At 61.9% G+C, this 26381-nt stretch carries 25 protein-coding genes, 1 tRNA gene and 1 riboswitch; of the genes, 14 read left to right on the top strand and 12 right to left on the bottom strand.

What is annotated here, in order from left to right:
- The first annotated feature begins 92 nt into the window (after positions 1-92).
- Both M3465_RS06500 and M3465_RS06495 read left to right on the top strand, forming a co-directional pair.
- Positions 93-1007 carry a sulfite exporter TauE/SafE family protein gene (locus M3465_RS06500; RefSeq protein ID WP_249500930.1) on the top strand — a complete coding sequence of 305 codons (915 nt, stop codon included), beginning with the start codon at positions 93-95 and terminating at the stop codon, positions 1005-1007.
- On the top strand, positions 1007-1765 hold the full coding sequence (locus tag M3465_RS06495) for a TIGR02186 family protein (RefSeq protein ID WP_249500929.1): 759 nt from the start codon (positions 1007-1009) through the stop codon (positions 1763-1765). The genes M3465_RS06500 and M3465_RS06495 overlap by 1 nt, the downstream gene beginning before the upstream one ends.
- Positions 1766-1843: 78 nt before the next feature.
- Here the strand turns inward: M3465_RS06495 and uvrC are convergent, their stop codons facing one another.
- From uvrC to M3465_RS06470, 5 genes are all read right to left on the bottom strand, one after another.
- The gene (uvrC, locus tag M3465_RS06490; protein ID WP_249500928.1) at positions 1844-3706 is read right to left on the bottom strand and encodes an excinuclease ABC subunit UvrC; all 1863 of its coding nucleotides are present in this window, start codon (positions 3704-3706) and stop codon (positions 1844-1846) included.
- 309 nt (positions 3707-4015) lie between these two features.
- Positions 4016-4795, bottom strand: a complete 780-nt coding sequence (locus M3465_RS06485; protein ID WP_249500927.1) for an SDR family oxidoreductase — start codon at positions 4793-4795, stop codon at positions 4016-4018.
- A gap of 15 nt (positions 4796-4810) precedes the next feature.
- Positions 4811-5767, bottom strand: coding sequence for a calcium/sodium antiporter (locus M3465_RS06480; protein ID WP_249500926.1), 957 nt, complete (start codon positions 5765-5767; stop codon positions 4811-4813).
- A gap of 170 nt (positions 5768-5937) precedes the next feature.
- Complete coding sequence (locus tag M3465_RS06475; RefSeq protein ID WP_249500925.1) at positions 5938-6735, bottom strand: S49 family peptidase; 798 nt, start codon at positions 6733-6735, stop codon at positions 5938-5940.
- A 219-nt stretch (positions 6736-6954) separates the two neighbouring features.
- Positions 6955-9150: a primosomal protein N' gene (locus M3465_RS06470; protein ID WP_249501600.1), complete on the bottom strand. Its 2196-nt coding sequence runs from the start codon at positions 9148-9150 to the stop codon at positions 6955-6957.
- 82 nt (positions 9151-9232) lie between these two features.
- On the opposite strand from M3465_RS06470, the gene fsa reads away from it, so the two are divergent.
- From fsa to pssA, 6 genes are all read left to right on the top strand, one after another.
- Complete coding sequence (gene fsa, locus M3465_RS06465; RefSeq protein ID WP_249500924.1) at positions 9233-9886, top strand: fructose-6-phosphate aldolase; 654 nt, start codon at positions 9233-9235, stop codon at positions 9884-9886.
- 102 nt (positions 9887-9988) lie between these two features.
- On the top strand, positions 9989-10693 hold the full coding sequence (locus tag M3465_RS06460) for a DUF484 family protein (protein ID WP_249500923.1): 705 nt from the start codon (positions 9989-9991) through the stop codon (positions 10691-10693).
- The gene (locus tag M3465_RS06455; RefSeq protein ID WP_249500922.1) at positions 10690-11616 is read left to right on the top strand and encodes a tyrosine recombinase XerC; all 927 of its coding nucleotides are present in this window, start codon (positions 10690-10692) and stop codon (positions 11614-11616) included. The genes M3465_RS06460 and M3465_RS06455 overlap by 4 nt, the downstream gene beginning before the upstream one ends.
- 127 nt (positions 11617-11743) lie before the next feature.
- Positions 11744-12343, top strand: coding sequence for a glutathione S-transferase family protein (locus M3465_RS06450; protein ID WP_249500921.1), 600 nt, complete (start codon positions 11744-11746; stop codon positions 12341-12343).
- Between the two features lie 66 nt (positions 12344-12409).
- Positions 12410-13072 carry a phosphatidylserine decarboxylase gene (locus M3465_RS06445; protein ID WP_249500920.1) on the top strand — a complete coding sequence of 221 codons (663 nt, stop codon included), beginning with the start codon at positions 12410-12412 and terminating at the stop codon, positions 13070-13072.
- Positions 13069-13833, top strand: a complete 765-nt coding sequence (pssA, locus tag M3465_RS06440) for a CDP-diacylglycerol--serine O-phosphatidyltransferase (protein ID WP_249500919.1) — start codon at positions 13069-13071, stop codon at positions 13831-13833. Before M3465_RS06445 ends, pssA begins: the two co-directional genes overlap by 4 nt.
- 18 nt (positions 13834-13851) lie before the next feature.
- Here the strand turns inward: pssA and M3465_RS06435 are convergent, their stop codons facing one another.
- On the bottom strand, positions 13852-14514 hold the full coding sequence (locus M3465_RS06435; RefSeq protein ID WP_249500918.1) for an outer membrane beta-barrel protein: 663 nt from the start codon (positions 14512-14514) through the stop codon (positions 13852-13854).
- 219 nt (positions 14515-14733) lie between these two features.
- Here M3465_RS06435 and petA point away from each other — a divergent pair, with 219 nt between their 5' ends.
- From petA to M3465_RS06420, 3 genes are read left to right on the top strand one after another with little or no spacing between them, the layout of a single operon-like run.
- Positions 14734-15312 (top strand): ubiquinol-cytochrome c reductase iron-sulfur subunit, encoded by a 579-nt coding sequence (gene petA / locus M3465_RS06430; RefSeq protein ID WP_249500917.1) that lies wholly within the window; start codon positions 14734-14736, stop codon positions 15310-15312.
- Between the two features lie 12 nt (positions 15313-15324).
- Positions 15325-16671, top strand: a complete 1347-nt coding sequence (gene petB / locus M3465_RS06425) for a cytochrome b (RefSeq protein WP_249500916.1) — start codon at positions 15325-15327, stop codon at positions 16669-16671.
- An 18-nt stretch (positions 16672-16689) separates the two neighbouring features.
- Entirely contained in the window at positions 16690-17481 is a 792-nt protein-coding gene (locus M3465_RS06420) for a cytochrome c1 (protein ID WP_249500915.1), read from the top strand.
- Positions 17482-17538: 57 nt separating this feature from the next.
- On the opposite strand, the gene M3465_RS06415 is transcribed toward M3465_RS06420, so the two are convergent.
- The 3 genes from M3465_RS06415 to M3465_RS06405 are packed head-to-tail and all read right to left on the bottom strand — an operon-like array spanning position 17539 to position 20703.
- Positions 17539-18234, bottom strand: a complete 696-nt coding sequence (locus tag M3465_RS06415; protein WP_249500914.1) for a thiamine ABC transporter ATP-binding protein — start codon at positions 18232-18234, stop codon at positions 17539-17541.
- A complete protein-coding gene (locus M3465_RS06410; protein WP_249500913.1) occupies positions 18227-19738 on the bottom strand; it encodes a thiamine/thiamine pyrophosphate ABC transporter permease ThiP in 1512 nt (503 codons plus the stop codon). The genes M3465_RS06415 and M3465_RS06410 overlap by 8 nt, the downstream gene beginning before the upstream one ends.
- Positions 19714-20703, bottom strand: a complete 990-nt coding sequence (locus M3465_RS06405) for a thiamine ABC transporter substrate-binding protein (protein ID WP_249500912.1) — start codon at positions 20701-20703, stop codon at positions 19714-19716. The genes M3465_RS06410 and M3465_RS06405 overlap by 25 nt, the downstream gene beginning before the upstream one ends.
- 35 nt (positions 20704-20738) lie before the next feature.
- Positions 20739-20839, bottom strand: a riboswitch (TPP riboswitch).
- A gap of 94 nt (positions 20840-20933) precedes the next feature.
- On the opposite strand from M3465_RS06405, the gene aroC reads away from it, so the two are divergent.
- Together aroC and M3465_RS06395 are read left to right on the top strand one after the other, a co-directional pair.
- The gene (gene aroC / locus M3465_RS06400) at positions 20934-22025 is read left to right on the top strand and encodes a chorismate synthase (protein ID WP_249500911.1); all 1092 of its coding nucleotides are present in this window, start codon (positions 20934-20936) and stop codon (positions 22023-22025) included.
- Positions 22026-22051: 26 nt separating this feature from the next.
- A complete protein-coding gene (locus tag M3465_RS06395; protein ID WP_249500910.1) occupies positions 22052-23530 on the top strand; it encodes an ATP-dependent nuclease in 1479 nt (492 codons plus the stop codon).
- An 84-nt stretch (positions 23531-23614) separates the two neighbouring features.
- Here the strand turns inward: M3465_RS06395 and M3465_RS06390 are convergent, their stop codons facing one another.
- Both M3465_RS06390 and rnhB read right to left on the bottom strand, forming a co-directional pair.
- Positions 23615-24718, bottom strand: coding sequence for a site-specific DNA-methyltransferase (locus M3465_RS06390; protein WP_249500909.1), 1104 nt, complete (start codon positions 24716-24718; stop codon positions 23615-23617).
- A gap of 92 nt (positions 24719-24810) precedes the next feature.
- Positions 24811-25440: a ribonuclease HII gene (gene rnhB, locus M3465_RS06385; RefSeq protein WP_249500908.1), complete on the bottom strand. Its 630-nt coding sequence runs from the start codon at positions 25438-25440 to the stop codon at positions 24811-24813.
- 176 nt (positions 25441-25616) lie between these two features.
- Here rnhB and M3465_RS06380 point away from each other — a divergent pair.
- Positions 25617-25691, top strand: a tRNA-Phe gene (locus M3465_RS06380).
- A gap of 108 nt (positions 25692-25799) precedes the next feature.
- On the opposite strand, the gene M3465_RS06375 is transcribed toward M3465_RS06380, so the two are convergent.
- Positions 25800-26135 (bottom strand): helix-turn-helix transcriptional regulator, encoded by a 336-nt coding sequence (locus tag M3465_RS06375; protein ID WP_249500907.1) that lies wholly within the window; start codon positions 26133-26135, stop codon positions 25800-25802.
- Positions 26136-26381: the final 246 nt, after the last annotated feature.

The following is a 26381-nucleotide window of genomic DNA, read 5'->3' as shown; positions in this document are numbered from 1 at the left end:
AACCGCCGGATTGAAGCAAAAACCGGGCGGCCGCATCGGCCCGACACGCGCGTCGCTTGAAACTGGCGCGCGGTTGGGGCTATGGACGATCCATGCAGATTTACCTCCCCATCGCCGAAGTCTCGGTCAACGCATTCCTGCTCCTCGGCCTGGGCGGGATGGTCGGCATCCTGTCGGGCATGTTCGGCGTCGGTGGCGGGTTTTTGATGACGCCGCTTCTTTTCTTCATCGGCATTCCCCCCGCCGTGGCCGTCGCGACCGAAGCGAACCAGATCGTCGCCTCGTCCTTCTCCGGTGTGCTCGCCCATTTCAGACGCAAGACGGTCGATCTGAAGATGGGCACCGTCCTGCTCGTAGGCGGGCTTGTCGGCGCCGCGCTCGGGGTGGCGCTCTTCAACTATCTCAAGAGCCTCGGCCAGGTCGATCTGCTTGTCCGGCTTTGCTATGTCGTCTTCCTGGGAATCATCGGCGCGCTGATGTTCGTCGAAAGCCTCAACGCCATCCGCAAGACGAAACGCGGCAAACCGCCGGCGCGCAAGAAACACAACTGGGTGCACGGGCTGCCTTTCAAGATGCGATTTCGCACATCGGGACTTTATATCTCCGTCATCCCTCCGCTCGTCGTCGGCGTGCTCGTCGGGGTGCTTGCCGCCATCATGGGCGTGGGCGGCGGTTTCATCATGGTGCCGGCGATGATCTACCTTCTTGGCATGCCGACGAAAGTGGTCGTGGGCACCTCGCTCTTCCAGATCATCTTCGTGACGGCTTTCACGACACTGCTGCACGCGACGACGAATTACACGGTTGATATGGTGCTTGCCGTGCTGCTGCTGGTCGGCGGCGTCGTCGGGGCGCAGATCGGCACGGTGATCGGCGCGCGGCTGCAGGCCGAACAATTGCGCATACTGCTGGCGCTTCTCGTGCTCGTCGTTTGCGGCAAGCTCGCGCTCGACCTGCTGATCCAGCCGTCCGAACTGTTCACCCTCGGCACGGAAGGGGCGCATTGATGCGGTGGGCGCTATTGCTTCTGATGCTGCTCGCGGCTCCGCTGCGCGCAGAGGAGGTCGTGCTCGGCCTGAGCCGCGATCAGGTCGCGATCTCCACCAATTTCGATGGCTCCGAGATCATCCTCTATGGCGCCATCAAGCGCGAGGAACCCATCCCGGCGGCCGACCCGCTGCATGTCATCGTGACGGTTTCCGGCCCGCTGGCGCCGGTCACGGTCCGGCGCAAGGAGCGGCGTTTCGGCATCTGGGTCAATGTCGACGCGGTCGATGTGGATGCGGCGCCGAGCTTCTATGCGATCGCCACATCGGGCCCGTGGAACGAGGCCATTTCCGATACCGAAGACCTGCGCCACCGCATCTCGATCCCCCGAGCCATCCGCTCCGTCGGCGCGCCGATGTCCGTCGCCGAGCCACAGGCCTTCTCAGACGCGGTGATCCGCATCCGCAAGGAAAACGGTCTCTACCAGCTCGACGAGGGCGGTGTGGAATTGCGCCAGTCCACGCTGTTCAGCACCGAGATCGACATGCCGGCCAACCTGACCGAAGGCGATTACGCGATCCGCATCTTCCTCACCCGCGGCGGCGAAGTGCTTTCGACCTACGAAACAAGCATCGATGTGAGCAAGGTCGGACTGGAACGCTGGCTTTTCGAGCTTTCGCGCGAACAGCCGCTCATCTACGGTTTGATGTCGCTCGCCATCGCCATCGCCGCCGGATGGGGCGCCTCTGCTGCCTTCCGGCTCGTGCGTTCGGGCTAAAATATCGCGCCGCATCGGGCTTCTTTGGGCCATAAATACCTCCGCCGGAGGCTCCCGAACGCAGGATTCGCGCTGCAATCAGCCGTTCTCATGGAAAAACCCGTAAATGCGCTCTGCCAGCGCTTCGCTGACCCCGTCGACCGCCCTGAGATCGGCAAGGTTCGCGCGACTCACCGCCTTGGCCGATCCGAAATGCGCCAGCAGCGCCCGCTTGCGCGCGGCACCGACGCCCGGCACCTCATCGAGCGGATTGGCTATCTGGGACTTGGCCCGCTTGGCGCGATGCGTGCCGATGGCGAAACGGTGCGCCTCGTCGCGCAGGCGCTGGACGAAGTAGAGCACTGGATCGTTATGGCGCAGCGCAAAGGGACGCGTGCCGGGGCGGTGGAATTCTTCCTTGCCGGCGTCGCGGTCCACGCCCTTGGCCACGCCCACCATCGGAATATCCTCGACGCCGTATTCCTCCATGATCCCCTGCACCGCCGACACCTGCCCCGCGCCGCCGTCAATCAGCAATAGATCGGGCCAAAGCCCCTTCTCGCGGTCGGGATCGTCCTTCAAAAGCCGCTTGAAGCGCCGGGTCAGCACCTCTTTCATCATGCCGAAATCATCGCCCGGCACCAAATCGTCACCGCGGATGTTGAATTTGCGATACTGGTTCTTGATGAACCCGTCCGGCCCGGCGACGATCATCGCCCCGACGGCATTGGTTCCCTGAATATGGCTGTTGTCGTACACCTCGATCCGCTCGGGCGGCGCGTCGAGCGCGAACGCCTCCGCCAATCCGCGCAGGAGCTTGGCCTGTGTGGCCGATTCCGACATGCGGCGCGCGAGCGATTCCCGCGCATTGCGCAGCGCTCCATCGATCAGCTCGACCTTTTCGCCGCGCCGGGGCACGACGATCTCGACCTTGCGCCCCAGCTTGTCCGACAACGCCTGCGTCATAAGGTCGGCATTCTCGATTCCGTGTGACAGGATGACCTGGCGCGGCGGCTCCTTGGTGTCGTAGAACTGCCCGAGGAACGCCTCCAGCACTTCTGCCTCCTCCACATCCGGGCCGACGCGGGGGTAAAAATCGCGGTTGCCCCAATTCTGGTTCGCGCGGATGAAGAACACCTGCACGCAGGCCTGCCCTTTCTCCAGATGCAGCGCGATCACATCCGCCTCGGTCACACCGCGCGGGTTGATGCCCTGCGCCGTCTGCACCTGCGTGAGCGCGCGGATCCGGTCGCGCAGCGCGGCGGCGCGCTCGAACTCCATCTCCTCGGACGCCTGCGCCATTTGCGCGGCGAGCGTTTCCTGGATGTTGGTGGATTTACCCGACAGGAACCGTTTGGCATCGGCAACGCAGGCGGCGTAATCGCTTTCCGAAATCCGCCCCACGCAAGGCGCCGAGCATCGCTTGATCTGATACAGCAGACAGGGCCGCGTGCGGCTTTCGAACATCGCGTCCGAGCAGTTTCGCAACAGAAACACCTTTTGCAACTGGTTCAGCGTCCGGTTCACCGCGCCCGCGCTGGCGAAGGGGCCGTAATACGCCCCCTTCTCCTTCTTCGCGCCGCGATGCTTGCGGATCATCGGGAAGGCGTGATCGGTGACATGGATGTTTGGGAACGACTTGTCATCGCGCAAAAGCACGTTGTAGCGGGGCTTGAGCTGCTTGATGAGGTTCTGCTCCAGCAGCAGCGCCTCGGTCTCGGTGCGCGTGGTGAGAAACATCATCGACGCGGTTTCCGAGATCATCCGCGCGATGCGCCCCGAATGGCCCGAAGGCCGCGCATAGTTCGACACTCGCGCACGCAAATTGCGCGCCTTACCGACATAAAGAACCCGCGCCTGCGCATCGAGCATCCGGTAGACACCGGGGCTGCTGTCCAGCGTCTTGAGATAGCTCTGGATACAGGCGTGGCCTGTCACTGTGCTGGTTTCAGGGTCTGTCATAGGCCGGGATCGTCGTCATTCGTCAAAGGGCCGATTCCATGCCGCTGCTGCACAATCCGGCATGCCGAGGCAACCGTTCATACATCCACGACTTCTGTGGATAAAGCTGCGGAGAAGTTTTTGAGAACCGGTATTTTCCATTGTTTTTCGGGGTCTTCGCTGAATTGCCCATTTTTTGAGCGGCCTTCTAAGCCTTTGTTAAAGCTTGAAATTATTTTCAAGCATTAACAAACTATTGATAACATTAACAGTTTTGTAACGCTTTCTTAACCGCGCCGCGACCGGTGCAAAACTTGCCGCAAGGGTGCATCATTCGACGCCGATCACGTCCGGTGTCTGCCATCCGAGATGCTGCCCGCCATCGACGCACAGAAGCTGGCCGGTCACCGCCTTGGCATCCAGAAGATAGCCCAGCGCCGCGGTGATGTCGCCCTCGTCAGCGCCGCGTTGGAGAACCGTGCCGGCGCGCTGCGCGGCGAAATGCGCGGGGCTCTGGCGGCTGCCGCGCAGGGTCGGTCCGGGACCGATCCCGTTCACTCGACATTTCGGCGCGAGCGCCTGCGCAGCCGTTCGGGTGAAGGCCCAGAGCCCCATCTTGGCGATGGTGTAGCTCATGAATTCCGGCGTCAGCTTGCGCACGCGCTGGTCGATCATGTTGACGACAAGCCCCTGCGCCACCGGTTCGTCATACTCGTCCAATGGCGGCTCCGGCAGTTGCGCAGCGAACGCTTGCGTCAGCACAAAAGGCGCGCGCAGGTTGCTTTCCAGATGCCGGTCCCAGCTGTCGCGGCTTGCCGTTTCCAGCGTATCGTATTCGAAGATCGACGCGTTGTTGACGAGGACCGTAAGCGGGCCGCCAAGCCCGTCCGAGGCGCGCGCGACAAGGCTCTGCGTCTGGTCTTCGTTCAGCAGATCGGCTTGGACCGTGCAGGATGTGCGACCCATCTCGCGAACACGCTGCGCAACGTCATCCGCGCCGTCCTCCGAGGTGGCGTAGTGCACGGCCACGTCAAATCCGCGGCCCGCGAGATACAGCGCCATCGCGCGTCCAAGCCGTTTGCCGGAACCGGTCACCAAAGCCTTCGTCATGCGTTTGTCCCGTGTCTAGATGATGACGAGCGCAATGTAGCTCACATACAGCGCCGACAAGCCCACGCCCCACAGGCGCGTCAGATCGCGTCCGAAAAAGACCAGCGGCAGGATCAGGAGCGACGCGCCAAGCATCACCCAGAGATCGAAGCGCAGGAATTCGGGATCGACCGGGATCGGCGCGATCAGGGACGCCACGCCGATGATCGCAAGGAGGTTGAACATATTCGAGCCGATCACGTTGCCAAGCGCAACATCCGCTTGCCGCCGAAGCGCCGCCGATACGGTCGTGGCAAGCTCGGGCAGCGATGTGCCCAGCGCCACCAGCGTAAGGCCGATCACCGTATCCGAAACGCCGAAGATCGTCGCGATCTCTGTTGCGCTGTCGACGAGGATATCGGCGCCCAGCGGCAACCCGACGAGGCCGAGAACGAGATAGACGATGATCTTCCACCACGGCATGTTCGGATCGGCGCCCTCGGGTTCATCCTCGATCTCCGCCATCGCCTTGCCATTGCGGCGATGGCCGAGCGCGTCGCGCAGCGAATCTCCCAAGGACAGCGCAAGCGCCGCCAGCAGGATCAGCCCGGCGATGGCATCGAAAACCCCGCGAAAGGCAAGTGCGATAAAGAGCACCGAAGCCGCGAGCATGATGATATAGCTCTTCCGGGTCTCGCATTGACTGGTATGCATTACCGCCAGCATCGCCGGTATGCCGAGCACCAGAAGGATATTCGCGGTATTGGAACCAACGACATTGCCAAGCGCGATACCCGGCACGTTGTTCATCGCCGCCTTGATCGAAATGAGCAGCTCGGGTGCCGAAGTGCCGAAAGCCACGACGGTCAGGCTGACGATCAGCGCCGGCACGCCCATGCGAAGTGACAGGTTCACGGCCCCCTTGACCAGCGCGTCTCCCGCCAAGAGCAGGATCGCGAGACCGACGATCACACCTCCCCAGACCAGCACCATCTCAGCGCCCCTTCCGGGTGCAGGGGCAATCGCCCTTGCCGATCCTGTAGCGCCCGCATTTGCGGCATTTCGCGCTGGCAAGACGATTGGCGCCTGGAAGCCGGAGTTTGCCGAACATGGCAAGCACACCCATGAAAAGAAGGAAAAGAAGAACGATCTTGAGGATCACGTCAGAGCCCAAAACGCGCGAATTCGGCGCGCTCCTCAAAGGCGCCGAGCGCATCGCCGGCGAGTTTCGCCCCGAAACGGCTCAGCAGCGGGCGGCGTTGCTCGTAGCGCCGGAAGGTCACCTTGTCGCCGAAGCGCTCCTTCATCACGGGGGCAAGATGGCCGATGCCATCGGCAAGCCCAACATCGACCGCGTGCTGGCCAATCCAGATTTCCCCGGTGAAGAGATCGGGATCGTCCGCGAGCCTGCCTCCGCGCCGCGTCTTCACATGCGCGATGAAGCTTTCGTGGATCTGGCCGAGCATCCGGCCCAGCCGCGCGACATCCTCTTCGCTTTCGGGGCGAAACGGATCGAGCAGGGATTTCGACTTTCCGGCGGTATGGATCCGGCGTTCGATCCCCTGCCGCTGGATAAAGACCTGCGCGCCGAAGCCTGAGGACACGACGCCGATGGACCCCAGGATCGAGCTGGGATCGGCGAAGACCTCATCGGCCGCGCTGGCGATCCAATAGCCGCCCGAAGCGGCGACATCTTCGGTAAAGGCGTAGACGGGAACGCCTGTTTCCTCGGACAGGCGCCGGATACGGGCGCCGATGAGCGAACTTTGCACAGGAGAGCCGCCGGGCGAGTTGATTTCGAGCGCCACGGCATCCGGTTTGCCCTTGCGAAACGCCTTTTCGAGAAGGCTGCGCAGACTGGCATCGCTGAGCGTGCCCCGGGTGCCGGCAGCGATCGTGCCGTGCAAGCGCACGACGGACACGCGCGGTGCGGATTTCACGAAGGGGATAAAGCGCTTCATGCAGGCTCATCTAGAATGGCGTTGCCGGGCATACAAGGCGTGGCGGCAAATATGATCGGGCCGGATATGGGGCGCAAGGGCTGACCTATTGTTTCGCATGCGAAACATCAGGGCCGGTTCGGACCTATTAACCTTTGGTTAACCACCGGCCGCGCGAGACGGGGGGCCAGCCCCCCGCGCCCCCCGGGATATTTCCGGCAAGAAGAAAGAGCGGGCGGGTCAGAAGAAGCTTTGCGGATCGATATCGATGGCCATGCGCAGATCCCCCTTGAGTTTGAAAGGCGCGACCCAATCGGCCAAGGCGGGTTGCAGCGGCGCGCCCTTGGGCGCCTTGACCAGAAGCCGGACGCGGTGACGGCCGCGCACGCGGGCGATGGGCGCCGGGGCCGGGCCGAACACCTGTGCGCCCACGCGGCGCAGCGGGGCGTCCTGACGGGCGAGCGCGTTGCCCAGATCGAAGACCTCCTGTGCATTGGTCGAGGAAAGGATGATCCCGGCCAAACGGCCATAGGGGGGCACGCCTGCGGCGCGGCGCTCTTCGGCCTCGGCGCTCCAGAAATTCTGCTCGTCGCCGGACAGGATGGCGCGGATGACGGGGTGTTCGGGCTGGAAGGTTTGCAGAAGCGCCTCGCCTGATTTGTCGGCACGCCCGGCGCGGCCCGCGACCTGACGTATGAGTTGGAACGTGCGTTCCGCCGCGCGCAGGTCGGAGCCTTGCAGGCCCAGATCGGCGTCGATCACGCCCACCAGCGTCAGGAGCGGGAAGTTGTGACCCTTGGCGACAAGCTGCGTGCCGATGATCAGATCGGCGCCGCCTAAGGCGATGCTCTCGATCTCGGCCTTGAGCGCGCGGGCGGAGCCGAACATATCCGACGACAGCACGGCGAGACGCGCATCCGGGAAACGCGCCTGCGCCTCTTCGGCCAGCCGCTCGACACCAGGGCCGACGGGGGCGAGCCGGTCCTCGGCCTCGCAGGAAGGGCAGGCTTGCGGCAGCGGTCTGCTTTCGCCGCATTGATGGCAGACGAGCCGTTTCACGAAGCGGTGCTCGACCATGCGCGCATCGCAGTGATCGCAACCGATCTGATGGCCGCAGGCGCGGCAGATGGTGACGGGCGCATAGCCCCGCCGGTTGATGAAGAGGAGCGACTGTTCCTTTCGGTCCAGCCGCTGTTGCACCGCCCGGGCCAGCGTCGGGGAGATCCAGCTCGAGGCGGGGAGGTCTTCGGCGCGCATGTCGATGGCGCGCATGTCGGGCAGCACCGCCGCGCCGAAACGCGAGGTCAGTTCGAGCCGGTGGTATTTGCCTGCCTCGGCATTGGCCCAGCTTTCAAGGCTTGGGGTGGCGGAGGCGAGCACCACCTGCGCGTCGCAGATCGAGGCGCGCAGGACCGCCATGTCACGCGCGTTGTAAAGAACGCCGTCTTCCTGCTTGTAGGAGGTATCGTGTTCCTCGTCGACGACGATCAGGCCCAGATCGCGGAATGGCAGGAAGAGCGCGGAGCGTGCGCCGACGACGAGCTGCGCGCCGCCCTGCGCCACCATCTTCCAGACACGGCGGCGGTCTGTCATGGTCACGCCGGAATGCCATTCGGCGGGGCGCGCGCCGAAGCGGGCCTCGACCCGGGTAAGGAATTCCGCCGTCAGCGCGATTTCCGGCAGCAGCACCAGCGCCTGTCGACCCTGCGCCAGACATTCGGCCACCGCTTCGAGATACACTTCGGTCTTGCCCGAACCTGTCACGCCTTTGAGCAGCGTCGTGCCGTAGCGCCGCGCGGCGACACGCGCGCGCAGGCTTGCTGCGGCGGCTTGCTGATCTTCGGTCAGGGTCTTGCCGCCAAGATCGGGATCGAGCGCCGGGAACGGGGTGTCACGCGGGCTGTCCTCTTCCCGAACCGCTCCGTGCTTGACGAGCCCCTTGACGACGGACGTGGTCACGCCGGCGGCCTCGGCCAGTTCCTTGAGCGTCAGCGACAGCCCGCCCATGTCGCGCAGCACCTCCAGAACGCGCCGGCGCGCATCGGTCATGCGGACGGGTTCGGTATCGCCGAGCCGGTAGACCCTGCGCATGGATGGCGGATCGCCCAAGCCCGGTGCGCGCGTCGCAAGGCGCAACATGGCGGGCATCGGAGTGAGCGTGTAGGCACCGGCCTTGTCCAGAAAGCTCATCAGTTCGGCACGCATCGGCGGCGCGTCCAGAACCCGGATGACCGAACGCACCCTGGACAGATCCCAATCGCCGCGCCCCTCCCCCCAGACGACGCCCAGCACCTTGCGCGGCCCCAGCGGCACCTCGACGAAGGCGCCCAGATGACAGCCGCCCTCGGGCGCGCGATAGTCGAGCACGCGGTCCAGCGGTTGCGTGGTCAGCACGCCGATCAGCGCGCCCTGATCGAAATAGCCTTGCGTCTGCATCATGAGTTCGGGCTTTCGGTGATCCTCATCTTGGGGTAAAGCGCGGGGCAGAAAAGGCCAACCCATCGAAGGACGCTGCCCCATGAAATTCTTTGTCGATACCGCCGAGATCGACGCCATCGCCGAGCTCAACGATCTGGGCATGGTGGATGGTGTGACCACCAACCCCTCGCTGATCAAGAAATCGGGGCGCGACATTCTCGAAGTGACGAAGGAGATTTGCGATCTCGTCGATGGCCCCGTTTCCGCAGAGGTGATCGCGCTCAAAGCCGATGACATGATCGCGGAGGGGCGCAAGCTGGCCGGGATCGCCGAGAATATCGCCGTCAAGGTGCCGCTCACCTGGGATGGTCTGAAGGCGTGCAAGGTGCTCACGGATGAGGGCCGGATGGTCAATGTCACGCTCTGCTTTTCCGCCAATCAGGCGCTGCTGGCGGCGAAAGCGGGGGCGACCTTCATTTCCCCCTTCATCGGGCGTCTGGATGATCTCAATCTGGACGGGCTGGAGCTGATCGCCGATATCCGCGAGATCTACGACAATTACGGGTTCGAAACGAACATCCTCGCGGCCTCGATCCGCAGCGCCAATCACATGAGCGATTGCGCCAAGATCGGTGCGGATGTCGCCACCGCGCCGCCCGCGGTGATCAAGGCGATGGCGAACCACGTTCTGACAGACAAGGGCCTCGATCAGTTCGTCAAGGACGCGAAAGCCGCTAATATCAAGATCGTCTGATCTGTCACAGGTCGTTCGGCAAGGATGCGTTTCCCGGAGAAAAGGGGCGCATCTCTTCATCTCGCCTGCTACGGTTCGCGAACAGATAAAAACGAGTATGGCATGAGCAGCCCCCGTATCGACGAAGATCTGCGCGAAACGATCATGACGCGCCCGGACGTGATCCTTGAAGATCCCGACCTGATGCGCGCCCTGATCGCGGCGAACGAGCGGGCGATGGGAGGCAATATCGTCGATCTGCGCGGCATCGCGATGGACCGTCTGGAGGCGCGGCTCGACCGGCTGGAAGACACGCATCGCTCGGTCATCGCCGCAGCCTACGAGAACCTTGCCGGCACCAACCAGGTCCATCGCGCGATCCTGCGGCTGATGGATCCGGTCGAATTCGAGCCGTTCCTGCGCGATCTGGGCGGAGAGGTTGCCGAGATCCTGCGCGTCGATGTCGTCAAGCTGGTGCTGGAATCGGTGCAGAACGATGACGATCCGGCGATCAAGCGCCTCGGGTCGGTCCTGTCCGTCGCCGCACCGGGGTTCATCGAGGGCTATCTCAACGGCGGACGCAATGCGCCGCTGCGACAGGTTACGCTGCGGCAAATCGATAGCGGAGAGCCGGAAATCTACGGCGAAAAGGCGGATTGGATTCGTTCGGAGGCGTGCCTGAAGCTCGATTTCGGACCCGGACGGTTGCCCGGTTTGCTCGCGCTCGGGGCGGAAGATCCGCACCAGTTCACGCCGCAGCAAGGCACCGACCTGCTGGCGTTCTTCACCGGCGTCTTCGAGCGCCAGATGCGGCGCTGGCTGTCGTGACGACGGAGATCTCTCCGGCCGCGCGCGATGCGCTGGAGGGATGGCTGGCGTCGAGCCGCGCCCTGAACGGAACCGCGGACGCGACGATAGCAGCTTACCGTTCGGATGTGGTGGATTTCATCGCTTTCATGACAGGCTACAAGGGCGCGCCGCTGGGCCTTTCCCCGCTGGCCGAAATTTCCGTGACCGACATGCGCGCCTGGATGGCGCGAACGCGCAGTGAAGGGATCGGCGCGCGATCGCTGGCGCGCAAGCTTTCGGCGGTCAAATCCTTCTATCGCTGGCTGGCTGAGCGCGAGGGTTTCGAGCCGACCGCTGTTCTGTCCGCGCGCGCACCGAAATTCGAAAAGAAGCTGCCGCGCCCGCTGAAAGAAGATGCGGCCCGCGCGATGATCGACACGGTCGGTGCGCAATCGCACAAGAGCTGGATCGGCGTGCGGGACATGGCTGTCGTGACATTGCTTTACGGCTGCGGGTTGCGCATTTCCGAGGCGCTGGGCCTGACCGGGCGCGATCTGCCGCTCGGCGATACGCTGCGTATCCTCGGGAAGGGCAGCAAGGAACGGATCGTGCCGCTTTTGCCGGTGGCCCGTGCAGCGGTAGAGCGCTACGTCGCCATCTGTCCGTTCGAGATCACCGGGGACTCGCCGGTTTTTCGCGGTGCACGCGGCGGCCCGCTCAATCCGAGACTGGTGCAGAAGGTCACCGAAAGGGCGCGATTGCAGCTTGGCCTGCCTGCCACAGCCACCCCGCATGCGATGCGGCACAGCTTTGCCACGCATCTTTTGTCCGCCGGCGGCGATCTGCGCGCGATACAGGAACTTCTGGGCCATGCGTCGCTTTCGACAACGCAAGCTTACACATCGGTCGATACCGTCCATCTGATGAGGGTCTACGAGGCCACGCACCCCAAAGCCAATTGAACCGCCCCCGCTTCTTTGGGCCAAAAATACCTTCGGGGGTCTGGGGGTGAAACCCCCAGTTTGCAAGGCTTTGCAATCGGCGCGCCCGGATCATAGCCTAGGAACCATCCAACAAGGAGCTTTTTCGATGCAACTTCTCCGGGCCGGACCATCCCCTTTCGTACGCAAGGTGCTTGTAACCTTGCATGAAACCGGACAGGTCCACGAGGTCGAGCAGATCGACGTCGCAGCCTCTCCCGTCGAGCCGGATACCCGCCTTACATCCGCCAACCCGGTGGGCAAGATCCCTGCGCTGATCCGGTCCGATGGACCGACGCTTTATGACAGCCGGGTGATCTGCCGCTATCTCGATCATCGCGCGAAGGCCGGGCTTTATCCGGAAGATCGGCTTTGGGACACGTTGACGCTGGAGGCGACCGCCGACGGTATGATGGATGCCGCCGTGCTGATGGTCTATGAAGCGCGGTTCCGGCCCGCGGACATGGTGTATGCTCCGTGGGTCGAAGGTCAGTGGGCCAAGGTATCGCGCTCTCTGGATGCGGTCGAGACCCGCTGGATGAGCCATCTGGCCGGGCGGTTGGACATGGGACATATCGCAATCGGCTGCGCGCTTGCCTATCTGGATTTCAGACATGCGGAGCGCGGCTGGCGCACCGGGCGCGATGCGCTGGCGGATTGGTTCGACCGTTTCGCCAAGCGCCAGAGTATGATCGAAACCGCGCCCTGAGCCGCCTTGCCGGCGTTCGCGCGGCGGCTTACCGGAACGTAACGGAATCGAAGGATACATACCGCGATGCGGATGACGGATACATTCATCAAACCGATGCACCCCGAGGGGCGCAAATTCGTGGCGATATTCGCGGCGATCACGCTTTCGCTGTTTTTGGTCGAGGATTTTCTCGGTTGGATCGGTGTGGGGCTGACGATCTGGTGCTATTATTTCTTCCGCGATCCCGACAGGGTGGTGCCGGACAGGCCAGGCCTGATCGTCAGTCCGGCAGACGGGATCGTTTCATTGATCGAACCCGCGATACCGCCGCGCGAACTGGGGTTGCCCGATACGCCGCTCATGCGGGTAAGCGTGTTCATGTCGGTGTTCAACTGCCATGTGAACCGCGCCCCTGCCGCCGGCAAGGTCGAAAAGATCGCCTACCGGCCAGGCAAGTTCTTCAATGCGTCGCTCGACAAGGCGAGCGAGGATAACGAACGTAATTCACTGATCCTGCGAATGGAGGATGGGCGCGATCTCGTCGTCGTTCAGATCGCCGGGCTGGTCGCGCGGCGCATCCTCAGCTTCACGCAAGAAGGCGCGGTGCTCGACCGCGGCGAACGGTTCGGGCTCATCCGCTTCGGCTCGCGGCTCGATGTCTACCTGCCGGAGGGGGTGGAGCCCTCGGTGAAGATCGGACAGACGATGGTCGCCGGCGAATCCGTCATCGCGGATCTGCGCGCATGAGCCCGAAACGCGACCCGCATCACCTGACGCTGATCCAGCTTTTGCCGAACATGCTGACGGTCACGGCGATCTGCGCCGGGCTGACGGCGATCCGGTTCGGCCTTCAGGGGAACTATGAACTGGCGGTTCAGCTTATCCTGCTTGCGGCGATCCTCGACGGTGTGGATGGCCGTCTCGCGCGCGCGCTCGGCAGCGACAGCAAGATGGGCGCGGAACTTGATTCGCTGGCCGATTTCCTGAATTTCGGGGTCGCGCCGGTGATGCTGCTTTATGTCTGGGCGCTCGACGATACGCGCTCGCTCGGCTGGCTGGCCGTTCTGGTTTATGCGGTCTGCGCGGTCACGCGGCTGGCGCGCTTCAACGTCGCGCGCAAGGCCGAGGATGGAGCGGGGGCGGAAAACGCCTATTTCATGGGCATCCCTTCCCCGGCCGGGGCGATCCTCGTGATGTTGCCGATGTATGTCTCTTTCGCGATGGAGCGGTCCTCCATCCTGCCGGATGCGCTCTTGGCGATTTACATCGCGGTGATCGGGCTTTTGATGATCGGGCGGTTTCCCGTCTGGTCGTTCAAGACGACGCAAATCAGCCAGCGGCGGGTAAAGATGTTCCTCGTCGGGTTCGCCGCCATCGGTGCGGCGATCGCGATCTATACCTGGGTCGCGCTCGCGCTCCTGAGCGTGGTCTATATCTCGGCCGTTGTCTGGATGCTGCCAAGCTCGCGCCGCGCACTGGCAAAGGAAAAGGCGCCGCGCGAGCCATGAGCCGCGCTGCGCCGCGTTTCAGAACTTGAGCGAAAGACCGACATTGAGCGCATTCGTCTTGATGTCGGTATCGAGCGATCCGCCGTCTGGAAGATCGACGGAATTGCTCGAATAGGTGAACTGGTATTCGCCGAACACCGCCCAGCGGTCATTGATGCTATAGGACGCACCGGCGGTCAGCCTTGCGGCGGGACCGGTCAACTGGAACTCATAAGTGTCGATCCCGGTCGTGGTGTCTATATCCACATGCGGCACGGCCACACCGACACCGCCGCCGACATAGGGCGTCAGCGCACCATCCGCCCAAAGGCCCGGCCACCGGCGATAGGCGTTGACCGTCACGATGTTCAGCCCGTCGGTGAATTCAAGGTCCGAAAAGCCGATATCGGCTTTTTCATCGTCGGGGGCGTAAACCTTGGTATGGGTGAATTCGAGTCCGAAGCCCAGCGTTTCGTTCTTCCACCATGTTCCGCGAATACCGTAATAGGGCGGCATCTCGAAAGAGCGACCTTCCCAGCCGATGAGCTTGTCGAACTCGGCTCCGGTTCCGGGATAGTCGCCTTCCACCCGGCTGTGCGGCGCGGTCTGCCATCCGGTGTAGATCGACAGTTCGGTTTCGGCGAGCGCGGGAGCGGTCGTGGCGCCCAGCGCCAGAATACCTGAGAGAATCGTTTTCTTCATGCGGAATCGTCCAGTCGCGTGGTTGTTTGCAGCATATAGGCGTCTTGGTCGACATGCGCCGCGTTTTTACCGCGACACATCGGCGCTTCTCACTCACCTAGCCCGTGATGAGGTGGACTGCAAAGGGTCATCCCGCTAAATAGCGCCTCACAAGTCCCGGGATGCCGGGGCGTCACCCCTATTGTGGCCGCCGTCATGGCGATGAATGGAGAAAACCTCGTGTCCAACGCAGAACACCACGAAGGCACCCGGAGGGACTTCCTGTATTATGCGACCGCCGGAGCCGGCGTTGTCGCGACCGGTGCCGCCGTCTGGCCTCTGGTCAATCAGATGAACCCCTCCGCCGACGTTCTGGCGCTGTCCTCGATCCGCGTGGACGTGTCGGGCGTAGCCGAAGGAACGCAACTTACGGTCAAATGGCTCGGCAAGCCGGTTTTCATCCGTCGCCGCACCGAGGTCGAGATCGAGGCCGCCAAGGCCGTCGATCTGGCCGACCTGCCCGACCAGATCGCGCGCAACGCCAATCTCGACGGTGCGGCCGCCGCGACGGATGAGAACCGCGCGCTCGACGATACCGGCGAATGGCTGGTGCAGATCGGTGTGTGCACTCATCTGGGCTGCGTGCCGATCGTCGGCGCCGGCGATTACACGGTCGAGGGCGGTATCGGCGGCTGGTTCTGCCCGTGCCACGGCTCGCATTACGACACGTCGGGACGCATCCGCAAAGGACCTGCACCCGAGAACCTGCACGTTCCGCCGGCGGAATTCGTCGACGATACAACAATCAAGCTGGGATAAGGAGACACCCGAATGTCCGGAATTCCCCACGATCATTACGAACCGAAGACGCGCGGCGAAAAGTGGCTGCACACGCGGCTTCCGGTTGTCGGCCTGCTCTATGACACGCTGATGATCCCGACGCCCAAGAACCTCAACTGGATGTGGATCTGGGGCATCGTTCTCGCCTTCTGTCTGGTCCTGCAGATCGCCACCGGCATCGTTCTGGCGATGCACTACACGCCGCATATCGACATGGCCTTCGCCAGCGTCGAGCATATCATGCGCAACGTGAATGGCGGCGCGATGCTGCGCTACCTGCACATGAACGGCGCATCGCTGTTCTTCTTCGCCGTTTACCTGCACATCTTCCGCGGTCTCTATTACGGCTCCTACAAGGCCCCGCGCGAGATCACCTGGATCGTCGGCATGCTTATCTATCTGCTGATGATGGGCACCGCCTTCATGGGCTACGTTCTGCCCTGGGGTCAGATGTCCTTCTGGGGCGCGACCGTGATCACCGGCCTCTTCGGCGCGATCCCGCTCATCGGCGAGTCGATTCAGACATGGCTGCTTGGCGGACCCGCGGTGGACAACGCGACACTGAACCGCTTCTTCTCCTTGCACTTCCTGCTGCCGTTCGTGATCGCAGCGCTGGTGATCGTCCATATCTGGGCGTTCCACAGCACCGGCAACAATAACCCCACCGGGGTCGAGGTGCGGCGCACGTCCAAGGCCGATGCCGAGAAGGATACCCTGCCCTTCTGGCCCTATTTCGTGATCAAGGACCTCTTTGCGCTCGCGGTGATTCTCGCGATCTTCTTCGCGGTCGTCGGTTTCATGCCGAATTACCTCGGCCACCCCGACAACTACATCGAAGCGAACCCGCTGGTGACGCCCGCACATATCGTGCCGGAATGGTATTTCCTGCCCTTCTACGCGATCCTGCGTGCCTTCGACTCCGAAGTCTGGGTCGTTATCGCTGCCAACTGGCTGACCGGCGGCATCATCGATGCGAAGTTCTTCGGCGTTCTCGCGATGTTCGGCGCGATCATCGTGATGGCGCTGGTGCCGTGGCTCGACACGTCGTCGGTGCGTTCGGGCCGGTATCGTCCGATGTTCAAGTGGTGGTTCTGGGTCTTCGTGATCAACTTCGTCGTGCTGACATGGGTTGGTGCGCGCCCGGCCGAAGGTATCTACCCCTATATCGCCCTGCTCGGCGCGACCTATTGGTTCGCCTATTTCCTCGTCATCCTGCCGCTGCTCGGCGTGCTCGAAAAGCCGCTGCCGCAGCCGGATACGATCGAAGAGGATTTCGTCGAGCATTACTCCAAGACCGGTGGCACCAAAACACTCGTCGATCCGACCCCGGCCGAGTAAGAAAAGGACATGCAACCAATGTTTAAGAAACTTGCCCTTGCGGCGACCCTGGCATTGACATCCGCGTCCGGCGCTTACGCCGCCGGGGCGGAGGGCCATGTCGAGGATTTCGATTTCTCGTTCGAGGGACCGTTCGGCACCTACGATCAGGCGCAGCTGCAGCGCGGTCTGCAGGTCTATACCCAGGTCTGCGCATCCTGCCACGGGTTGCAGTATGTCCCGCTGCGGACGCTGCATGACGAAGGGGGTGTCGGCCTGTCGGAAGACGCGGTGCGCGCCTATGCCGAGCAGACATACGAAGTGTTCGACGAGGAACTGGACGATTGGCGTCCGGCGAAGCCGTCCGACAATTTTCCGGCCAACACTGCCGCCGGCGCGCCCGATCTCAGCCTGATGGCCAAGGGGCGCGCAGGGTTCCACGGGCCTTACGGGCTCGGCCTGAACCAGCTCTTCAAGGGCATGGGCGGCGCGGAATACATCGCCTCCCTTCTCGTCGGCTATACCGGCGAGGAGAAGGAGGAAGCCGGCACGCTCTTTTACGAGAACACCGCCTTCCCCGGCGGCTGGATCTCGATGGCGCCGCCACTCTACGGTGACGATGTCGAGTATTCGGACAACACCGAAGCCACCATTCGGCAGGAAGCCGAGGATGTCGCCGCATTTCTGATGTGGGCGGCGGAGCCGAAGATGATGGCCCGCAAGGAAGCGGGGTTCGTCGGGGTGATCTTCCTGACGATCCTATCGGTCCTGCTCTACCTGACCAACAAGCGTCTTTGGGCGCCGGTCAAGAACCGGATCAAGAAATCGTAAGGCATCGAGCCGAACGCAAAAGCCCCGCGCTGGACGCGGGGCTTTTTTATTGGCGGGTCACCCGAGATAGGTCCGCAGGCTTTCTGGTGGATCGTCAAGCAACGCTTGCGTCGGTTGCGGTGTACCGACAATGCCATTCTCGACAAGCAGCGTCTGATCCGCGAACCGCCGGGCGTCCGCTGGATCATGCGTGACCAGAAGCACGGTCAGCGCTTCCGCATCCGCAACCTTGGCGACCATATCCAGCATATCGACCTTCAGCGCCGGGCCCAGCGCGGCGAAGGGTTCATCAAGCAGCAGGACGGGGCGATCCTGCAAGAGAACGCGCGCGAGCGCGGCGCGGCTTTGTTGCCCGCCGGACATTTCGGATGGGCGGCGCGGCGCGAAACCGGCGAGTCCCACGCGCGCCAAGGCGTCTTCGATCCGGGCGGCATCCCCCTTGCGCAACGTGCCGCTGCGCGGATTGAGCGCAAGCGCGAGGTTCCGTTCGATTGTGAGATGCGGAAAGAGGTTCGTATCCTGGAACAATACGCTGACAGGACGTCGCGCAGGCGCAAGGTCGGTCAAGTCCGCGTCCTTCCAAAGCACATGACCGGATCGAGGCTTGAGAAAGCCCGCAATCACGTCGAGCAAGGTCGATTTGCCCGATCCGGACGCGCCGATGATCGCGACCCGCGCACCTGCCTCGATCCCGAAATCGGCGGTCAGCGTGAACGAACCCGACCGCGCCTCTATAGCGTCAAGTTCAAGCACCGACGCGACCTCCCCTGTCGAACGCCCAGAACAGGCTCAGGCTCAGGAGCAGAAGTAGCAATGCGCCGCCGGCGGCTTGTTCCATGCGGTAGGCTCCCATGAGTTGATAGATCTTGAGCGGAAGTGTCGCCCTGTCCGGATCGGCAAACAGCGCAATGACGCCGAGATCGCCCATGGACAACGCAGCGGTCAGGCCAGCGGCAAACCCGAGCGGACGCTTGAGACGGGGCAGCAGCACCCAGCGCAGCCAGGCCCAGTCCGACAGGCCGAGAGCACCGCCAAGCCGCCCGTAATCCGCGCGGATCGCTTCGGCTTCGGGCCGAAGGATGCGCAGTACGAAGGGCAGGCTGACGAAGGCGTTGACCGTGGCCGTGACATAGAGCGCCAGTTCGAACGGATTGGTGAACGGTCTGACGATCAGGAACAGGCCGATCCCAAGCACGAGCGGCGACAGAGCGATACCAGACAACCCCAGCCATTCGCCCCAGCGTGTGGTCAGCGGCAAGGCCCACGCGAGGCACAAGACAGTCGAACCAAGCGCGACGGCAAGGGAGTGCGCGGCAGAGACCCATACCGAGCCGCCGAGCGTCAAAATTCCCGACGCCCCATTGAGCACAACCATGGCCAGTGGGATCAGCAGGAACACGGCCGCCACCACGATCCAGACGCCATCGAGCATACGCGCGCCCTTGCCCTGCCCGTCCCATCTCGGAACCATCCGGTCCAGCCCGCGCGCCGCCACCGGAACGGAGGCCACACGCAATGCAACGAGCCCGGCGGCCAGGGCAAGCGCAAGTTGCACCAGACCGAGCGCCGCTGCCCGTCCGAGGTCGAAGTCGAACCGCACCGATTGATAGATCGCCAGTTCCAGCGTGGTAGCGCGCGGGCCTCCGCCAAGTGTAAGTGCGACTGCGAATGACGACAGACAGATCACGAAGATCACCGCGAACGCGCCCGGCGCGATGCGTTTCAGCAGCGGCCATTCGATTGCGCGCCACATCGCCCTCGGCCCCATGCCGAGCGACGCCGCAAGCCGGAATTGTTCGCCCGGAACCGCCAGCCAGCCTTGCAGGAACAATCGCGTCGCCAGCGGCAGGTTGAAGAACACATGCGCCACAAGAACGCCTTGCAAACCGTAGATTTGCAGCTGCGGCGCGCCCAGCGGGCTCAGAACCCGGTTAAGCAGCCCGGATTGGCCGAATACAGCAAGAAGCCCCAGAACCGCCACGATAACCGGAAGTATGAAGGGCGCGCCAAGCAACGCGACAAGCAGGCCACGCCCGACAAACCGGCGCCGCGCCAAGGCGCGCGCCAGTGGAATCGCAAAGAGCACGCTGAGCGCCGCCGAAAGCAACGCCTGCACCAAGGTGAAGCGCAGCGCCTGCCAATCGGCGGGGCCGAAGCCGGAAAACGTCTCGGCGCGCAGCAGAACAGCGATGACCGGGCCAATCACCAGCCCGGCCACGCTGAGCCCTGCGATTATCGCGACAACGCGCGCCGCCATTCCTCAACCGCTTCCGCCCGCAATGCCGCCGCTTCGTCCTCGGTGTAAAAGAGCGCCTTTTCGGGCAGCGCGAGTTCCTTGAAGCCCTCCGGCCACTTTTCCTGAGGCAATGCTGCGGGGAACGACCAGTTGCCGGTGGCGATCATGGTCTGGAAATCCTCGGAAAGTTGGAACTCCAGGAACTGGTCGGCAAGCTCGGGCACGTCCGTTCCGGCGACTTTTGCCGAAAGCTCGACCATGAAATAATGCCCCTCGGGGAAGATCGCCGCCTTCTTGGTCCGATCCTCCTCTGCGATGATGTGATAGGCTGGGGATGTGGTATAGCTCAGCACCATGTCGGCCTCGCCATCGGTGAAGAGCCCGTAACTTTCGGACCAGCCTTTGGTGACCGTCAGGATTTTCGGCGCCAGTTTTTCCCAGGCCGCTTCCGCCTCATCGCCGTAAACCGCCTTGACCCAGAGCACCAGCGCCAGACCCGAGACAGAGGCGCGCGGATCCTGGATCACGATCTTCAGATCGTCCGGCGCGTCGAGCAGGGCATCGAAGCTCTCGGGCACTTCTTCAACGCGGGTCTCGTCATAGACGAAGGCGGTGTGGCCGTAATTGAAGGGCAGGAAGATCTCGTCCTGCCAATCGATCGGCAGGGTAAGCGCCGAAAGATTCTGCCCATGCGGGGCGAAAAGCCCGCTTTCGCGCGCCTTCTTCGTCACGTCGGTGTTCAGCCCGAAGACGATATCGGCATTGGTCTGCGCCCCTTCGAGCAGGATGCGCGGAAGCAGATCGCCGGGCTTGAATTGCAGATCGCAATCGCATTGCGCCTCGAACATTTCCTCGATCCGGGGGCCGGGGCCCCATTCGGAGACGATATAATCACCCGCGTAAACGGTGAGAACGGGCTTTTCGTCCGCCAGCGCGAGGCTGGTGTTGGCGATCAATCCCGCAGCAAAGGCAAGGGCCGGTTTCATGGCATCCTCCTGTTTTGCGGCGAGAGGGCAAGACAGGATCGGATCCAGACCTTCCCTCCGCCGGTGTTAACCGGTTCAGGTTCAACGGGTCCGCAACATGCATCTCAGCCAGGAACTGGCCCCCCGAGGTGGGTCAAGACCTAGCCCTGCCGCGCCTCTTGTTCAAGCCGAAACCGCTTGAGCGCCATGCCGCCCTGCCCTAACACAGCCTCAACACAGGGAGTTTGCGCATGAGCCTCAATACGTTCGGACATCTCTTTCGCGTCACGACATGGGGCGAAAGCCACGGCCCGGCGCTTGGTGCAACGGTGGATGGCTGCCCGCCGGGCGTTCCGATCGACGAAGGGGTGATCCAGCACTGGCTCGACCGGCGCAAACCGGGGCAGAACAAATACACCACGCAGCGGCGCGAGGCCGACGAGGTCAAGATCCTGTCGGGCGTGTTCGAGGGGCAGACGACCGGAACCCCGGTGCAGCTGATGATCGAGAATACCGATCAGCGGTCAAAGGATTATTCCGAAATCATGGAGAAATTCCGCCCCGGCCATGCCGATATCACCTATTGGCAGAAATACGGCATCCGCGATTATCGCGGCGGCGGGCGGTCTTCGGCGCGCGAAACCGCGGCGCGGGTGGCGGCGGGCGGTCTGGCGCGCGCCACGCTCGGGGCGCTGCTGCCGGATGTGCGGATCACCGGCTACATGGTGCAGATGGGAGAGCATGCCATCGACCGGGGCCGCTTCGACTGGGACGAGATCGAGCGCAACCCGTTCTGGGCCCCCGATGCAAAGGCGGCGGCCGGCTGGGCCGACTGTCTCGACACCCTGCGCAAATCCGGCGAAAGCGTCGGCGCGATCATCGAGGTGGTGGCGCGCGGCGTGCCGGCCGGTCTGGGCGCGCCGATCTATGGCAAGCTCGATACGGACCTCGCCGCCGCGATGATGAGCATCAACGCGGTCAAGGGCGTGGAGATCGGCGCCGGTATGTCCTCGGCCATGCTGACCGGGACGGCCAACGCGGACGAGATCTTCATGGGCGAAGACGGCCCCCGCTACGGCTCCAACCACGCCGGCGGCGTGCTGGGCGGCATCTCGACCGGGCAGGACATCGTCGTGCGGTTTGCCGTCAAACCCACCTCCTCCATCCTCACCCCCCGCCGCACGATCACCAAATCGGGCGAGGAAACCGAGATCATTACCAAGGGGCGACACGATCCGTGTGTCGGGATCAGAGCGGTGCCGGTGGGCGAGGCGATGATGGCCTGCGTGGTGCTGGATCATCTGTTGCTGCACCGGGGGCAGGTTGGGGGGAATGGGAAATAACTCATCGCGATGGCTAAGGAGTAATAATGATCAGAAGTGACATTCGAACATCGGATATAAACCAACTTCTAGAAAAGGTAAGAGAAAAGAAGTACGGGAAATACTTAGCATCGCTTAACTTAGATTTTGTTCGTGGCGTACGCGATCAACGAGTTAATTTTGAATTTCCAGTCACCGCGATTATCGGCCCAAACGGCGGAGGCAAAACTACTATTCTAGGTGCGGCCGCCTTGATTTATAAAAGTGTTCCGCCTGGCCGCTTTTTCCCAAAAGGAGGTAAGTATGACGACACGATGCAAGACTGGAAAATCACGTATGAACTCGTTGATCGAGACGAAAGCAAAAATAGCACAGTTCAAAGAACAGCACGCTTCCGTCAATTCAGATGGAATAGAGACTCACTAATCCGTGACGTTCTTATTTTCGGAGTTAACAGAACTGTTCCGGCATCCGAAAAGAAAGAATTCAGAAAATATGCGTCTAATAGCTTTCAGGTTCCAATAGAAAATGAGGAGCTTTTTAACGATAAGGTAATTTCCGCCGCCTCACGGGTCATCGGGAAAGATATTTCCCTCTTCAAACGGCTCAAGGTAGACGAGTTGGGAAAGGTAATCTTCTTGGCGGGCAGCGCCAAGGATGGATCGTCCTATTCCGAGTTTCATTTCGGCGCGGGCGAATCTAGTGTTATTCGAATGATTGCGCAAATAGAGTCAGCCGACAAAAATTCGCTGATCCTTATAGAGGAAATCGAGAACGGCCTGCATCCAGTGGCAACTGTGAGATTAGTAGACTATCTTATCTCTGCTGCTAAAGAGAAGAGTTCGCAAGTAGTATTCACAACCCACTCAAATGATGCTTTGGGAGTCCTACCCGATAAAGCGATTTGGGTAGCGACGCCAGATCGAATCTTTCAGGGTAAAATGGACGTTGAATCCCTTCGAGCGATATCTGGAAAAATTGAAAAGAAAATTGCAATTTTCGTCGAGGATGATTTTGCCAAAACTTGGGTGGAGGCTATCCTAAGGGTAGAAAACACTAGTTTCCTCGATCAAGTCGAAATCCATGCACTTCACGGAGATGGGAACGCATACAAAATGGCAGTGTCCCACAACGAGAATCCAGCCATAAAAAATCCGGCTTTAGTCGTTATCGATGGAGATAGCGAGCAGGATCACACATTGTTGGATTACGCATTCCGACTTCCTGGCCAGATGCCAGAAGGATATGTATTTGATCGCGTGCTAGAAAAATGGGCAGTAGTTGGAGGACGACTCACGGTAGCTCTTCTACAAAAATTTGAGAACACCGATAAAGTCCACCAGGTTCTTACGGAAACTCGTCTGGCCAATTTGGATGAACACGTTTTATTCAATCAAATTGGCGAAAGACTTGGTTTTGTGCCAGAGAAAACTGTACAAATGGCCTTTTCGACAATATGGAGCGAAACTTACCGAGCTGAAGTTAGCGACTTCCTTACGTATCTAAAGAGCAAAATAGAGATTTAGATAAAAAACCCCGCCGGATCTCCGGCGGGGCAAGTCGAGTGCCGCGCTGATGGAGCGCTGGCACTGGCGGTAACCTGAGCCGCGTCAATTCATCTCGGCGCGGATTTGTTGGCGGAGGACGTCGATGGGGACGGTCTTGCCGTCGCGTTTGAAGCACCAGTAGGTCCAGCCGTTGCAGCTTGGCGCGCCTTCGAGATGGGCGCCGACCTGGTGGATGGAGCCTTTCACGTCATTGCCGATCAGCGTGCCATCGGCGCGGACCTTGGCCTTGTGGCGGCCGTTCATGCTGCGCAGCTCCTCTCCGGGGCGCAGCAGGCCGCGTTCGACGAGCTGGCCGAAGGGCACACGCGGCTCGGCCCGTTTGCTGGTGGAAACCTCCAGCGCGGATTTGTCGAGCCGGCGGACGGAGGCGATGCGTTTCTCGGCGACCTCGCGATATTTTGCCTCCCTCTCGATCCCGATCCAGTCGCGGCCCAGCATCTTGGCGACCGCGCCGGTGGTGCCGGTGCCGAAGAACGGGTCAAGCACCACATCGCCGGGCTTCGTCGCGCCGATCAGAATACGGTGCAAGAGCGCCTGCGGTTTCTGCGTCGGATGAGCCTTGTCGCCCGAGGCATCCTTGAGCCGCTCGCCGCCATTGCAGATCGGCAGCACCCAGTCGGAGCGCATCTGGATCCCCTCGTTCAGCGCCTTCAGCGCCTCATAGTTGAACGTGTATTTCGCGCCTTCGGATTTCGACGCCCAGATCATCGTCTCATGCGCATTGGTCAGCCGCTTGCCGCGGAAATTCGGCATCGGGTTGGATTTGCGCCACACCACATCGTTGAGAATCCAGAACCCCTCGTCCTGTAGCGCGGCGCCGACGCGGAAGATGTTGTGATAGGAGCCGATCACCCAGATCGCACCATCGGGTTTGAGCAACCGCCGCGCCGCCTTGAGCCAGGCACGGGTGAACGTGTCATAGGCCTTGAAGCTGGAGAACTGGTCCCACTCGTCGTCCACCGCATCGACACGCGAATTGTCGGGCCGGTGCAGATCGCCCTTGAGCTGCAGGTTGTAGGGCGGATCGGCGAAGATCAGATCGACCGACGCGGCGGGAAGCGCGTTCATCGCCTCAATGCAGTCGCCTGCGAGAATCGTGTTGATGGGCAGCGCATCGGCGCTGGTCGGCTTGGTCATCTGTGTCATTCTCTGCCTATTCGTCCCGGCGCGGTGGAAGCGCTCTGTGATTGGCGACAAAGATGAGTCAAAGCCGATTCGCGGTCAATTTCTTTTTTGAATCAAGAAGTTACGAAATTCTCTTGGCACAATATCTGGTAGACCGGTTTGAACGAACGTCTATGGTGTGGGGTAACACCGAGATTTTCGAGCGCCGATTTGTGACATTTCGTCGGGTAGCCCTGATTGGTCTCCCAACCATAGCCGGGATACTGTTGCGCCAAATCCCACATGATCGCATCACGCCGCGTCTTGGCCACGATCGAGGCTGCCGCGATGGACAGCGAAAGCGCGTCCCCCTTGACGATGGCCGTCGCAGGAAGCGCCAGATCGCGCGGTATGAGGTTGCCGTCGATCAGTGCGTGGCATGGGCGCTGCCGCAGCGCCTCGACCGCCCGGCACATCGCCAGATGGCTGGCGCGCAGGATGTTGAGTCGGTCGATTTCCTCAACCGATGCCTCCCCGATGCCGACATCCGCCTGCGCCGTGATCTGCGCCAAAATGCTGGTGCGCCTGTCTGCCGGCAGTGTCTTGGAATCGCGGATACCCTCAGGGACGGCCTCCGGCGCAAGGATCACCGCAGCCGCGATCACAGGCCCCGCCAACGGCCCCCGCCCGGCCTCATCGACCCCGCCGACACGGATCGCGCCCCGGCTCCACTGCTCCTGCTCGAAATCGAAGTTCGGCCACATGCGCGCAATTTGCGGATTCTGCCGGGTTTGACAAGGATTCTCCGGTCGCTCCGCGCCCAAACCGAACCGTTTTGGACCAACACCGAATTTCCGCGAAATTCCCGCGAGATCCCACTGGACACGCCCCGAACCGTCGCCTAGAACGCGGCCACCCGAACATGCGAATGTTCACCCGTGCCCGGGTAGCTCAGGGGTAGAGCAGTGGATTGAAAATCCTCGTGTCGGTGGTTCGATTCCGCCCCCGGGCACCATAAAAAAATATCTTAATTTCAGTATCTTGCGCGCTTGCGTTCATGGGCATCGCTCTCCCTGATTTTGCTGTTTTTCCCCTCAGTGGCACACGGGTGGCACAGAGCATGTTACATGGGCGGCATCGCAACCGACCCCGAGGGGCCCGCGTCGGCGCGGTCATCTTCGTTCTCATCCGAATCTACCAGATCGAACTGCCTCGTCCACTCTGCCCGCGGACACTGGATGCTCGCAACATAGGCGTTCACCTCGGCGACGATGAAGCGCGTGCTGCAGTTTTCGTTGAACGGGTTGCCGATCTTGTGCTTGCGCGGGAAGGACGGGTTCTCGCGGTGCCAGCGGTCGATGGTGGGCCGCGACACCTCGAAGAGCCTCATCAGATCCTTGATCGTGCAGTAGTGCCGTTTGGCAAGCCATTTGGGGAGAAAGGTGTTGGTGTCTGACATGGTTCGGTTCCTCTTGCCTGTTGCCGTTTTCAGCGGTTGAGAAGTGCTGACCGGGTGTATTGAAGCGGCAGGTGCCGCGTATCCAAGAAAGATAAGACATCCGCGATGGTGCGGCACGGCCTAGGTCGGGATATTCATGCCTTCAGGGGTGGAATCCTGTGGATTGCGCTTGGGTTGCTCCCATTTTATTTCGCTTATCGTTCTTGGGGCGGTCCCAAGTGACCGCCGATCGAGGCGAAGCCATAA

This window comes from Marivita sp. GX14005 (assembly GCF_023370775.1).
Classification (GTDB): Bacteria; Pseudomonadota; Alphaproteobacteria; order Rhodobacterales; family Rhodobacteraceae; genus Marivita.
This window is presented reverse-complemented; position numbering and strand designations above follow the sequence as displayed.